The sequence below is a fragment of the Adhaeretor mobilis genome (assembly GCF_007741515.1).
In the GTDB taxonomy this organism is placed as follows: domain Bacteria; phylum Planctomycetota; class Planctomycetia; order Pirellulales; family Lacipirellulaceae; genus Adhaeretor; species Adhaeretor mobilis.
In genome coordinates this window covers 3686735-3699840 of the sequence record NZ_CP036263.1, presented here as the reverse complement: position 1 = coordinate 3699840, position 13106 = coordinate 3686735, and the positions used below count along the sequence as shown (strand labels likewise).

Sequence of the window (13106 nt, the reverse complement as noted above, 5' to 3'; positions counted from 1 at the left end):
ATGAATTCAATGCAACCTGTTACTCGACTTTTGCTCCCAGTGCTGTTGATCGGTTTATTGAAAGCACTCTGTCCCACTGCCAGCCAGGCCGCAGAGGTTGCGACATCACAGGCTCCCGCTCCTGCGCTCAATGAATCAGAGTACTGCCAGGGGGGCGAGTTTGCTCTCGTTTTCGACAGCAACTTTGCCAAGGCAACCGGCACCCAGCCCGAGACGCGGCATTGGCGGCGTGAGAGCATGGGCAAGTCCGTTAACGCGGGGCAGCACCGCATGTCCCCAGGGCGTCGCCACACGGCTTGGTACGATAAGTTTCACGAGAAGACTTCGTATATTCGCGATGGCGTCCTCGTGCAGCGCGGCTTCATTGCGGACGAAGACATTCCCGGTTTTGTAAGTCGCGACCAAGGTGGCCCCCGCGATCATGCCTATGACGATCCCGATCCTCGCGACGCCGCCAAGGGCACAGTCAACCTGGGGGACTTCGAATTCCACACTTCTTGGTTTACGACGTATGCCTTGAAGGCGGTCGACGGTGCACTTGTCCCGGTACAGGCAGAGGACAAAGTTCTGCCGCATGGCAAATACTGGGGCCAGCCAGGCATGTCGGACACGCCTTCGCCAAACATCACCTTCTCGCCCGGCACGTTCTTTGAAATCGAAGTCAACTTCGAGGGGATGCAAGCTCTGGCCCATCGCCATTCCTTCTGGCTCATGCCGACCGCGACTGAGTTCGTTGCCTACGACGAAGATCCAGCTAACGGGCTTGAGATCGACATCTACGAACACGAGTTGACTCTTGAACCTGAACTCGCGGAGTCGCTCACCCCTAATCCTAACGACATGCTCCTGATGAAGTGCCTTGGCGGAGCGACCACACCGCACGCCACTGAGAATGAATTAGTGCCAGATCTCAACACCAACATCAACGTGCCTGGCATCAACGTGGGTTGGCACAAGATCGGCCTACTATGGACCCATGACCAACTCGTTTGGTTTGTGGACGGTGTGGCAAAAGTGCGCGACACGCAGCTTGTGCCGCAGGTGGGCATGTATCTGATCATCAGCCGCGAGGCAAACACCGGAGCCTTGAGATCCGACGGCAATAACGCCCACAACTTGCTGGTCGATGGAGAGAAGATCCCCAGCGACGCCGGCCTGTGGGGTCGCAATGCGATGACTCCCGGGAATCGCGAGCTTGTCAAGGCTGGTAAGGACGATGTCAAAGTTCGCAGCGTCCGCGCTTGGAAGGTCTTGCAGTAGTCCTGATCAAGAGCACGACTGATCGATATCGGACGTAGCCAAACATGCGAAGCTAGGGGCGCGACTTCAACGACTCGGCACGGCTTGCGCTACACGCCACGCCCTCGATCATTCACCAGCGGTGACGTGCTTCCTTATTATGGTTTTGAGGTGTTTTCAGGGGAGAATCGCCTAGTCTCTTCGCCTATAATGGATGCATTCTTACGAGATCGTACTATCCCCAAGAGTCAGGGCAGGACATTGGTTAATAGAGTATTTAGGCTATTCGGCGCGTCGCAATGGTTGTCGGTTAAACTGAGTTTACTATTCCTCGTTAGTCTGCTGGGAGCAGCTAGCTGTCTAGCGACCAATGGAAGTGCGCACGAAAACTACGAGCCTCCTGTTCTTGGAAAGTCCGATGAGGGGGAATTAGCTTTACAGGGATTCACAGTTCCTAATTTTCTCTCGTCGCAATTAGTTGCCGCAGAACCCGACCTAGCCAATCCGGTCGTCTTTTGTTTTGATGAGCAAGGCAACTTGTTCGTTGCTGAGACATTTCGGCAGAACAACGGCGTTGAAGACAATCGCTCTCACATGGATTGGTTGGAGGACGATCTACGCTCGCAAACCGTTGCAGATCGCGAAGCGATGATCCGCAAGTACGAATCTGATAACTTGGAGAAGTACACCGCGCATCACGATCGCATTCGTAAGCTTACCGATAGCGATCATGACGGCATCTACGACACCTCAACGGTCTACTCCGACGGCTACAACCAAATTGTGGAAGGAACCGGAGCAGGTCTGCTCGCTACGGGCAACTCAGTCTATTACACCTGCATACCTAACCTTTGGAAGCTCACCGACAAAGATAACGATGGACGTGCGGACAGCAAGGAGAAACTCCATTCTGGCTATGGTGTGAGATTCGCGTTTCGAGGCCATGATCTACACGGCTTGACCTGGGGCCCCGATGGTCGCCTGTACTTCAGCATTGGTGACCGTGGTTATAACGTGCAAACTGCAGAAGGCACTACGCTCGCCCGCCCCAATACGGGGGCCGTGTTTCGTTGTTGGCCCGATGGATCTGAGTTAGAGGAGTTTGCTTACGGCTTGCGCAACCCTCAGGAATTGGCGTTCGACGATTACGGCAACCTATTCACCGGCGACAACAATTCCGACGCTGCGGATGAGGCGCGGTGGGTGCATGTTTGCCAAGGCATGGATGCCGGCTGGAGAATGCATTATCAGTACCTAGAAGACCGGGGTCCGTGGCATCGCGAACGGATGTGGCGACCCTATGAGTGGGATGCTGAAACGACTGCCCGGCAGCCGTCGTACATCGTGCCACCAATCGCCAACCTCGGCAACGGCCCATCGGGTCTTGTGTATTATCCCGGCTGGGGGCTTCCCGATCGATACGCCGGGCATTTCTTTATGGCTGACTTTCGAGGCACTACCGGGTTGAGCGGTATTCGCTCCTTCGCAGTCAAGCCAAAAGGCGCAGGGTTTGAGTTGATCGACTCGCACAATTTCATCTGGGGTACCCTCGCCACGGATGTCGACTTCGGCTACGACGGCCGAGTCGTTCTTTCTGACTGGGTGCAAGGCTGGGATGGCGCGAGCCGCGGGCGCATTTATGCTTTCAAGGAAAAGGACCCCTCTGATTTAGCAACCGAAGTCCCCCGATTAATGGCAGCGGATTGGCCCCAAGTATCAGTCGAGCGACTCGTCGAACTACTCGCTCATACAGATCGACGCCTGCGACTGAAAGCGCAGTACGAGCTCGCAGCTCGCAAAGAGGTGCAGGCCCTCGTTGGTGCACTGAGTAATACGAATCAACTAGCCAGGATTCATGCGATCTGGGGACTCGGGCAGATTTCACGCTCTCAGCCCGAGGTGCTCAATCAGCTTGACCCGCTGCTGGAAGATGCCGATGCGGAGATTGCTGTCCAGGCAGCTTCTACCCTCGGAGATTGCGCTCGGGACGACAAGCACGCCGAACCAATAGTCAGGCTTCTGGAGCATGAGTCCGATCGCGTGAAGTACCATGCGGCTCTGGCCCTGGGGAAGCTCAAATCGCAGGCTGCAGCGCCGGCGCTCCTGAAGATGATCGCAGAAGGTAGCGGGAAAGATCCTGTTCTGCGTCACGCCGGCATGATGGGGCTGGCTGGTGCGCTGGATGAAGCGCAATTGGCAGAGCTCAGCAAACACAACTCCACAAGCGTGCGGCTCGCAGCTGTGGTCGCCCTGCGGCGGGCCAAGAGCGAGCGAGTTGTCGACTTTCTTGCTGACTCGGAAGAGCGCGTCGTTACCGAAGCCGCTCGCGCAATCAATGACGTACCAATCGAGTCAGGAACGGCTCAATTGGCAAGCTATACGGGTTCGTCTGCCACCAACGGTGCCCTGCTCCACCGAGTTCTCCATGCAAACTTTCGTCTAGGTAGTGCAGAGCACGCAAGAGTTGTGATTGAAATGGCGGGAAACTCCGATCTATCGAGAGAGATTCGCCTGGAAGCTCTGCACATGCTGAGGGACTGGAAGCAACCGTCGAGCTTAGACCGAGTGACCAACAAATGGAGGCCTGTGACCGGTGATCGGGGTGACGGCTCGTTCGCGGTGATGCTATTTCCGCTGATATCGGACATCCTTCGGGAAACGCCCGAACTGAAAGTTGCCGCACTCGAACTGGCTGCAGAGTACCCTGCCCAACAACTCGAAGCCCAGTTGGTTGAGATCGTAGCGGATACGAATCAATCAGCCGTTGCACGGCAGGAAGCACTTGAAGCTCTGGATAGAGCGTCAGGCTCCGGCCACGAGGGACTACTGAAAACTTGCCTTAACGATCCAGCCGAAATGTTACGATCCACGAGCCGCAACATCCTCGTGCGCCGTCATCCTGAGCAGGCTGCGGCAATCATGAAGGATGTCTTCTCCGAGGGATCCGTCAGTGAAAAGCAAGCAGCGATCCATAAACTCAGTGAAGTGGAATCCACAGGCGCACGCGCTCTACTATTGGAATGGTTCCGACTGATGATCGCGGGAAAGGTTCAGCCGGAGATCAAGTTAGATTTGCTAACCGCGGCAGAAAAGATTGGCAAGCCATCGTTTAAGGCAGCAATCGCTGAATACCAAGGCGCGCTTGACGCCGAGGACGACCTGCTGGGCTTCCGAGAGCTGCTCTCCGGCGGGAATGCTGAGCGTGGTAAGCAGATTTTCTTCGGTAGCGCGGCCGCCTCTTGTCAGCGCTGCCACAAGGTGCAAGGAAATGGAGGAGCAGTCGGCCCCGAGTTGAGCGGCGTTGGCAAAGACAATCCGCGCGAGTACCTGCTTGAGGCGATTGTGCTCCCCAGCAAGGCCATCGCAAAGGGCTTTGACACGGCGGTGCTGTTCCTTGATACTGGGAAAACAGTCACCGGAATTATCACCGACGAGAACGAAGAGAATCTCATCCTGGTGAATCCCGCGGGCGAGACGATCCTCGTGCGCAAGGAGGAAATCGAAGAACGCACCATCGGGCTCTCCGGCATGCCCGACGGCTTGAAGGAAACGCTTCCCAAGTCGGACATTCGCGATCTGGTCGAGTATCTCACCACTTTGCGCAGTGCACCGGATAATTCATCCCACGGTGCAGAGTAGTTGCCGGTGGCAGGAAGAGTGCGATCGCTTGTTTGCCCGTTGCCGCGAAGCGATCTACGACGGTTGGAACCTTGCACCATCCCCTTCGCATGTTTGGCAACATTACCTAGAGAATATCTCCTAGGTGTGACAGCGCTGTTTCCGAGGTTTTTGCCCGTCAAGTATGGACGCGTAAGAGTCGCGCCTGATGCAGATCGGCATCGACTAGCCTCCAATCCTGCTCATTCGTTCGTGCCAGATCACTCTAGCTCCAAGCATACCACCGATGCGATAATGTCCGTCGGTGTTGCCGGAAGCGTGATCGCAACGCCGGCCGCGGATTGCTCAAAAGCGAGTGCGGTTTTGCTGGGATCGGCAAGCAGGTACGCCTTCGTCACACTCTTCTCAACTGCGGGGAGTCTTAGCACGCCTTGAGGCCACTCGAACAGATGTACGTAAATCTTGCCCGGTTTGGTAGTCGCTCGCCACTGCCACTTTGTGATGAATTTCGGCTTATCGCGTTTGTTCCCCTTCGGTTCACGGAACGAGCCGATCTCTTCACCGAACGGAGTCATGCCGCATCCGTAAATCGCTTCACCGTTCACTCGCAGCCAACTTCCCATTTCGTCTAGACGCTCGATGCTCGGCGCAGGGATGACGCCTTCTCCTGTAGGTCCGACGTTGAGCAGATAGTTGCCTCCTTTGCTGACGACGTCGATCAGATTCCGCAACAACTGGTCGGTGCGCTTCCATTTTTCATCAGCCTTGTTGTAGCCCCAGTGACCGTTAATCGTCATGCAGGTTTCCCACGGTACGCTCGACGAATCGGACGGGATCTCCTGCTCGGCCGTTTTGTAGTCGCCCAGTCCCCGACCGACGCGATCGTTGATGATGCAGTTCGGCTGCAGCTCGCGGATCATTGCAATCAACTCTTTACTTTGGTGCGGCTTGATCTGCTCGAAGGTGTCAAACCACATGACGCCAATCGGCCCATACTGGGTGAGCAGCTCGCGCACCTGCGGCTTGACCTTGCGGTCGAAATACTTCTGGAAGTCCTTGTTTTCTTCGTCGGGAAAGTCGATGAGGTTGCTGCGCCATCCGAGCCGGTCGCCCCACCCAGTAGGCACATCGGGGTCCTCCCAGTCGCGGCCCAGGGAGTAGTAGACACAGAAGCGTACATCCTGCTCATGACACGCAGCAGCTAAGGCTTTCAGCGGGTCACGGCCGTATGTGGTTCCCTGGACGATGTTGTGCTTGTTTGATGGGGAGTCAAACATCGCGAAACCGTCGTGGTGTTTTGCCGTCACGACCAGATACTTCATTCCCGCTTGCTTGGCGATCGCAACCCACTGATTGGCGTCGAACTTCACAGGATTGAACGTTCGTGAGAACTCCTTGTACTCCGCCAACGGAATTTTGGCCGTGAGCTGCAGCCACTCGTGGTGGTCGGTCGTGCCGTTCCACTCGCCGCCTGCTTGAGAGTAGACGCCCCAGTGAATAAACATCCCGAACTTCGCGTCTTGCCACCAAGCCAAACGTTCGGCATTGGTTTCGGGAGATTTAGCGGTTTCGGGAGAATCAACGACTTCGGGAGAATCAATCTTAGGGGGATTACTGAAAACGGTGCGAGTCGGTAGCGTCACGAGTAACGCGATGAATACTGCTAATCGGCAAAACATTCTAAACTCGCTTTCAGTACGGAGGCATCACCACAGGGGAAGTTCATCGCTGATCAGAGCGTTTGATCTCGTCTACGAAGTGATTCCCTTGCTTCCACAATTCTAACAAAGCCTTGCAGTCCTAGAAACCGGCTCGCAAATGGAGACTGCCCTACTCAGCCCGCGGCTCTGATTTCACATGGCTATCCAAATTCGGGAGTGAACTTCATGGGTCAAAAGCCGTAGAGTTGTTAAGTTGCTTCGCTCGCGCTACCCAAACATCGCTAGTGAGCAAATCACGATCACCGCAGTGCCAATCAAGTTTAACGCAAACCCTTCGCGTGCCATTTGTCGTACGCTGATTAAGTTCGAGCTGAAGATGATGGCGTTCGGACCCGTTGCCACCGGAAGCATGAAGGCGAAGCTGGAGCTGATGGCTGCGGGGACCATCAGCAGTTTGTGATCGACGTCGGCTTCGGTAGCGGTTGCGGCGAGGATCGGCATGAGCAGATTGCTTGTGGCAGTGTTGCTGGTGACTTCGGTTAGAAATGTGACGGACAGGCAAACGAGCGTGACCATCACTAGGGGTGGCAAGCTGCACAGAGCCTCCAATTGCTGCCCTAGGATGACGCTCAGTCCCGAAGCTTCAAACGCCTTGGAGATCGCAATGCCTGAAGAGAAGAGCACGAGAATTCCCCAGGGGATCTTCACCGCCGTTTCCCAGACGAGAAGTTTCTCGCCCTTTCCGTTGGGGATGACGAACATCGCCACGACGGCCAGCAGGGCGACACTCGCATCGTTTGCGGCAGGTATGCCAAGTGCTTCGCTCCAGCCACCGTAGGGTTCTTTGCGGGTGATCCACAATGCTGCGGTGATGGCAAATACAACCAGAGTGCGAATCTCTTCAGAGCGCCATTTACCGACTTCGGGGAGCTCTATTTTCGACTGGCGGCTTAAACCGCGGGTGAGCCAGAGCCCGGTGAGTGGGATCATGATCAGTACGATTGGCAGCGCCCATGTCATCCAAGTGGTGAACGTGACTTCGAGTCCCGTCGCCTTCTGGTAGCTGTCTATGAAGATCAAGTTGGGTGGTGTGCCGACAGGAGTGCCGGTGCCACCGACACTGGCTGCGTAGGCAACGCCTAGCAGCAGGGCAACTCGCAATCGCTGGTCGGTGAGCTTCTCGACCACAGCCATGACGATGGGCAACAGCATGAGCGTGGTGGCCATGTTGGAGATCCACATGCTGAGCAGCGCCGAGGCACTCATAAATCCGAAGACTAATCGCCGTCCGCTAGCGCCACCGAATAAGTTGACCATGCCGAGCGCAATACGCCGGTGCGCACCGCTACGCTCCATGGCCGAGGAGAGCATCAGCCCGCCGAGCAGCAGGAGGATCAGTTTGTCGCCGTAGGCGGCGCCAACTTCGACAGGTTTCAGAACGCCGACCAGGGGAAACATCGCAAGTGGGATGAGCGAGGTGGCAGGAATGGGGATCGGTTCAAAGATCCACCAAACGGCAGTGAGCAGCGTAATTGCGGCGGTCCAGGCTACCGACGCGCCATACTCGTTCGCGTGAAGATACCATCCCAGCAGGCCGGCAATGCACGGACCTGTGACCAGTGCCGCAAGCCTAATTGCATTGCCCTGTTCGTCCGGCTTTGTTTGGTTATGCATACGAGAGAGTTGCCGCGCGTTTGAAGAGTGTCTTTGTAGAAGTCTAAACGACTGCGGGGAGAAGTTGGAGGGCTGTCGTGGGGACCGGAAGTAATTCTACTTTGTGTACTTGGTTATGGAGAGAGGGCTAGGCTAGAATCTGCTAAGGGAAGTTACTCTGAGGAAACTTCTACGTATGACACTCTTTCAATCTGAGGAGTTACTGTGACCTTGAAACAAAGCTTCGTTTGCGTGCTTACAATGAGTGCCCTACTCACGCTGTCCGCCGTTGGTTACGCACAGAAAATTGTAACCAAGGACGGAGTCAGGCAGATACTCGACATGGAGTTTGCTGAGGTTGACGGCGTTAAATTACTTTTAAACCTGCACCTTCCCGAGGGTGTCAAAAAGCCGCCGCTGGTGATGTATATTCATGGCGGTGCTTGGAAGGTTGGCGACCGGAAGAATTGTGGGTTGGCTTGGGTTGCGAAACATGGTTACGCAGTTGCGAGTGTCGAGTATCGAATGAGCCAGGAGGCGATCTTCCCGGCACAAATTCACGATTGTAAAGGCGCTTTACGCTGGCTTCGTGCAAACGAGAACGAGTACGGATTCAGTTTCGACTCGAAAAGAGTCGTCGTTGCGGGATCGTCAGCGGGCGGGCACTTGGCGGCGCTGATGGGTACCAGCGGTGGGGTGCCGGAGTTAGAAGGCACCACTGCTGGAAACGAAGGTCAGTCGTCAACGGTTCAAGGTATCATCGACTATTTCGGGCCGACTGATTTTCTGCTTCGCTCAAAAACACATCCGGCGAAAACCGATTCTCCTTCTGGAAGCGTATACCAACTTCTAGGGGGACCCGTCAAAGAGAAGCAATCACTTGCACGCATGGCGAGCCCTGTGTTCTACGTGGGGAAAGGCGATCCGCCGTTGTTGATTCTGCATGGAGAGGAAGATCAAGTCGTGCAGATTTCACAGTCCGAGCGCCTTCAGGAGGTGTATCAGCAAAACAAGTTGCCGGTTCAACTCTATGTGGAAGCCGGAAAAAAGCATGGCTGGAAACCGATGAGCGACCAGGAGCAGAAACTCATTCTGCAATTTCTAGAAAAGGTACTGAGCGGTACGCCGGATGAAGAGCAGCCAGGCTAGCGTGCCTACATTGGCTAGATCGCTATTGGTGCGTTGTTGGCATTGTAGCTATATTCCCCAATTGGACGCCTACTGGATATTTCGGCACGCTGATTTGGGAGAAACTCTCATGGACATGGAAACCGCTCACCAACAGCTTCTCACGGGCACCGACACGCAACAGGCGGCGGCTGCCGAGGCGCTCGCTGGAATGGGGGAACTTGCGCAGCAGGCGATACCCGCGCTGGTTCAGCACTGTGCAAGTGCCGACGAGAGCGTGCGCAACTGGTGTACCGCGGCACTTGAAGAAGTAGGGCCGCCGGCCGGGAGACAGCTTGAACACCTGACGGCGCTTGCCGAAGCGGCTAACTCGGATGTCGCTTATTGGGCAGTGACCTTGCTGGGGCGAGCGGGCGAGCAGGCCCAAGCGGCAATTCCCACTTTGCTGGGGCGGCTTGAGGACGATAGCTCACCGCAGGTGCAGGAACGTGCGGCCTGGGCACTGGGCAAGATTGCACGCGGTTCAACCCCGGCCATCTCCGCATTGCAATCGGCCGCTGCGACGACCGGTCCATTGGCAACCCACTCAAAGCGTGCCCTTGAGAAACTTAGCGCTGCCAGTGCGTGAGAGACGACTGCAGCGGGCAGATTAGAGGAGTTCAACCCGCGGTAGGGGCAAGTCGGTGCGATGGCGAGTTCCCGGTGGGTGAATTACAATGGCAACTGTGCGGCGAGCGGTCTCGTCGCGTTCATGACGAGCCGTTTGTTACTGCCCTCCTATGCGAATACGTGCCATCCCACAGATCTATCGCAACGTGGGCCGCTGGGGAGAGATCCTTTCGATCCTCAGCAAGTACGGTCTGGCAGGTTGGTTGAGCCGATTTGAATTCTCCTTTGGCAAGTCGTGGCTGAAAAATCGTGCTGGGCAAATACTCGCAAACGAGAGCCGCAGCACGCGTATCCGCATGGCATTGGAAGAGCTCGGTCCGACGTTCATCAAGCTGGGACAGATTCTCAGCACTCGTCCCGACTTGGTTGGTGGCGAGCTGGCCAGCGAGCTCGAACGGCTGCAGACGGACGTGCCTGCTGATGCGTCCGATTTGGTTCAACAAACGATTGAGCGCGAACTGGGTCAGCCCGTCGATCAATTGTTCACGGACTTCGATCCCGTACCAATTGCCTCCGCGTCAATCGGGCAAGTTCATCGAGCCGTGCTGCCGGACGGTCAGGTTGTCGCAGTGAAGGTGCAGCATGAAGGAATTCAGCAGCGGGTGCATGTCGATCTCGACATCCTGACCGGCCTCGCTCAACTGGCAGAGCGACTACCGGAGCTGGCTCCCTATCGACCGAGCGCGACGGTTGCCGAGTTTCAGCGCGTCTTGCGGAGAGAATTGGATTTCGATTGCGAGTTAAGGCATCTGGATGAATTTCGCCAGCGTTTTCGCGACCACAAGATCCTCCGTGTGCCTGAACCGCATCCCGAGCTATCGAGCGATCGCGTCCTGGTCATGGAGTGGCTTGAAGGGACTCCCCTGTCGGCTGTCTCGAAGATTGACCGAGAGGATGTCGATCTGACTGAGCTTGCCCGGCATGGGGCGGAGATCTATCTCGATATGATCTTCGACAATGGGCTTTATCATGCAGACCCCCACCCGGGGAACTTGTTACTCATGCGAGGCGGGCAAATCGGACTGCTTGATTTTGGGCAAGTCGGCCGGATTGATGAGTCGCTTCGCGAAGAAATTGTTGACATGCTGCTGGCCTTAGTGGATCAAGACGCGAGACAGTTGGGCACAGTACTCACCCGAGTGGCGGCAACTCCTGCAGGACTCAACGAGCGAACACTGCATCTCGACTTGGCTGATTTTACGGGGCACTATGCACACCAATCGGCAGATCGTTTTGAGCTTGGCTCAGCACTAACCGAATTGCTGGACTTGCTAAATCGACACGCGATTGCCCTGCCCTCCTCCATGACCTTGCTGCTGAAAGTGCTCGTCATGCTTGAAGGCACAGGCCAACGACTTGAGCCGCGATTTAGCCTCATGGAAGTGCTGCAGCCTTATCGCAAGCGAATGATTGCCAAGCGGCTCTCTCCAACGAGGCAACTGCGAAAAGCGCGGCGAATTGCCTACGAATTAGAGCAGCTTGCCGAAGTGCTACCGCGGAGGCTGCGCGATATCTTGCAGCAGGTGCAGTCAGGCAGTTTTGATGTGCACCTCGATCATCGCGGGTTAGAGCCGTCAGTGAATCGGTTGGTGCTAGGCCTGCTTACCAGTGCGCTGTTTATCGGTTCCGTATCGCTAGTGACAAACGACGTTTGGCCAATCCGCGGAGTTTCCACACCAGGGCTGCTAGGAATGATCCTCAGCGGAGGATTGGGGATGAGGCTGCTGCGCGCGATCAACAAGAGCGGCCACTTAGATCGTCGGAAGTAGCGGGCGAGAGCTTCTCAAGAGCAGCCGTGACGCGGGCATCGACCTCGTCGATCTCGGCGAGCAGTTCTTGGTAACGGCAACCGATCTTTTGAAGCCGGCCTTCGCGATCGAGGTTTTGGGCACCAGCGGGCATTTGGCCGCCTCTATTCTGGGGGGAGGTCGCTGGTAAGTTTGAGGGCCGTGGAGGGGGGCTACTCAGTTGTCCAGCCTTTTCTGCTGCCGTAATGGGGGCAGCTCTGGAGGAAACATCGACCGGCTGGCGATTCCTTGGGGAGCCTGGCGAGCGGGAAATCGCTACGATTTCTTCCTGGGAGAACCGGCTATGACGATTAATCCGCTGATTCCGCGTAGGCAGACTACCCGGAGGGGTTTTTGAGGCTGGACGCGGGTCATGGGCAATGATATCTTAGTCGTTTGACCGAAAAGACTTAGGGCAGCCCGTGGCAATTCTTGTCAGCGGGGCCTTGGAATCTGCAACTCCGAATTGAGGTTTTCGAGTGGTTAAGTTGACGTTGCGAGACAAAGAAACAGCGCAGGAAGCGGTTCGCCGATTCCGAAAACTGGTTGAGCGAAGCGGCATTAAGAAGGAAATCCGTGTTCGCGAATTCTACGAGAAGCCCAGCGAAACCAAGCGCCGCGCTCGTCTCCGCGCTGCCCGCCGCGCCCGTCGCGAGCGTCTCTACGGTAAGTAGATCGCGATACAGCAACCCAAGCATCGGGTTGTCTCTGTGGCTGCGCTCTACTCTGGTTCAACCGAGGTAGGCGCGTGCGGCTCAGGTGATTTCGGCGAGATCGGGACTTGCCACGTAATCGCGAATCTCCTCGCGTACTCTTCGGTAGTGCTGGAGAGCCTCTTCCTCAGTAGCAGCATCTTTGGCAAGTCTAGGCGGATCGTCAAACGGCGCATGTATTTTCTTGCAGGCCACAGGTAGCACTGGGCAGTTTTCGCCAGCGTGACCGCAAACGGTTATCACGCAGGCGAGTTTCTCCAAGCCTAGTGTGTTGTCGATTTCGGAGAGTATCTGCGACCGTTGCGCGGTGATATCCACTCCCGCCTCTTGCATCACTTGCACGGCATTCGGATTGAGCCCGTGGGCTTCGATACCAGCGGAGTAGAATTCACATCGTTCTCCCAGTAGCACGCCCCAACCTTCGGCCATTTTTGGCTACGGCAAGAATTATCCGTGTATAGGAAGAGCACATCAGGGCGAGAAGTTGCGGCGGTAGAATTGCTATTACCGATGATACTCGTTGACAGCAACGAAAAAGGCCTGCCGCTTGAGTAAGCGGCAGGCCCTCTGATCGAAAGTTTGCTATCGAGACGACTTAAAACGGAGGCCCCGAATATCCAGCCTGTTTCTCAAAGGTC

10 protein-coding genes are annotated in these 13106 nt (G+C 56.0%); 6 read left to right on the top strand and 4 right to left on the bottom strand.

Going from position 1 to position 13106, the window contains the following annotated elements; all coding sequences use genetic code 11:
- Nucleotides 1–9 precede the first annotated feature (9 nt).
- Together HG15A2_RS14605 and HG15A2_RS14600 are read left to right on the top strand one after the other, a co-directional pair.
- A complete protein-coding gene (locus tag HG15A2_RS14605) occupies nucleotides 10–1260 on the top strand; it encodes a LamG domain-containing protein (protein WP_218931981.1) in 1251 nt (416 codons plus the stop codon).
- 282 nt (nucleotides 1261–1542) lie between these two features.
- The gene (locus HG15A2_RS14600; protein ID WP_218931980.1) at nucleotides 1543–4878 is read left to right on the top strand and encodes a PVC-type heme-binding CxxCH protein; all 3336 of its coding nucleotides are present in this window, start codon (nucleotides 1543–1545) and stop codon (nucleotides 4876–4878) included.
- A 239-nt stretch (nucleotides 4879–5117) separates the two neighbouring features.
- Here the strand turns inward: HG15A2_RS14600 and HG15A2_RS14595 are convergent, their stop codons facing one another.
- Nucleotides 5118–6536, bottom strand: coding sequence for an alpha-L-fucosidase (locus HG15A2_RS14595; RefSeq protein WP_145060926.1), 1419 nt, complete (start codon nucleotides 6534–6536; stop codon nucleotides 5118–5120).
- 249 nt (nucleotides 6537–6785) lie between these two features.
- A complete protein-coding gene (locus tag HG15A2_RS14590) occupies nucleotides 6786–8192 on the bottom strand; it encodes an SLC13 family permease (RefSeq protein ID WP_145060925.1) in 1407 nt (468 codons plus the stop codon).
- A gap of 204 nt (nucleotides 8193–8396) precedes the next feature.
- Here HG15A2_RS14590 and HG15A2_RS14585 point away from each other — a divergent pair, with 204 nt between their 5' ends.
- The 3 genes from HG15A2_RS14585 to HG15A2_RS14575 all read left to right on the top strand — a co-directional run bounded on the left by HG15A2_RS14585 (nucleotide 8397) and on the right by HG15A2_RS14575 (nucleotide 11737).
- Nucleotides 8397–9320: an alpha/beta hydrolase gene (locus HG15A2_RS14585; protein WP_145060924.1), complete on the top strand. Its 924-nt coding sequence runs from the start codon at nucleotides 8397–8399 to the stop codon at nucleotides 9318–9320.
- A 109-nt stretch (nucleotides 9321–9429) separates the two neighbouring features.
- Complete coding sequence (locus HG15A2_RS14580) at nucleotides 9430–9927, top strand: HEAT repeat domain-containing protein (protein WP_218931979.1); 498 nt, start codon at nucleotides 9430–9432, stop codon at nucleotides 9925–9927.
- Between the two features lie 151 nt (nucleotides 9928–10078).
- A complete protein-coding gene (locus tag HG15A2_RS14575) occupies nucleotides 10079–11737 on the top strand; it encodes an ABC1 kinase family protein (protein ID WP_145060922.1) in 1659 nt (552 codons plus the stop codon).
- On the opposite strand, the gene HG15A2_RS24125 is transcribed toward HG15A2_RS14575, so the two are convergent.
- A complete protein-coding gene (locus tag HG15A2_RS24125; protein ID WP_218931978.1) occupies nucleotides 11703–11870 on the bottom strand; it encodes a hypothetical protein in 168 nt (55 codons plus the stop codon). The genes HG15A2_RS14575 and HG15A2_RS24125 overlap by 35 nt on opposite strands.
- Before the next feature lie 364 nt (nucleotides 11871–12234).
- On the opposite strand from HG15A2_RS24125, the gene rpsU reads away from it, so the two are divergent.
- A complete protein-coding gene (gene rpsU / locus HG15A2_RS14570) occupies nucleotides 12235–12429 on the top strand; it encodes a 30S ribosomal protein S21 (protein ID WP_145060921.1) in 195 nt (64 codons plus the stop codon).
- Between the two features lie 81 nt (nucleotides 12430–12510).
- Here rpsU and HG15A2_RS14565 read toward each other — a convergent pair whose 3' ends face one another.
- Nucleotides 12511–12897: an arsenate reductase ArsC gene (locus HG15A2_RS14565; RefSeq protein WP_145060920.1), complete on the bottom strand. Its 387-nt coding sequence runs from the start codon at nucleotides 12895–12897 to the stop codon at nucleotides 12511–12513.
- Nucleotides 12898–13106: the final 209 nt, after the last annotated feature.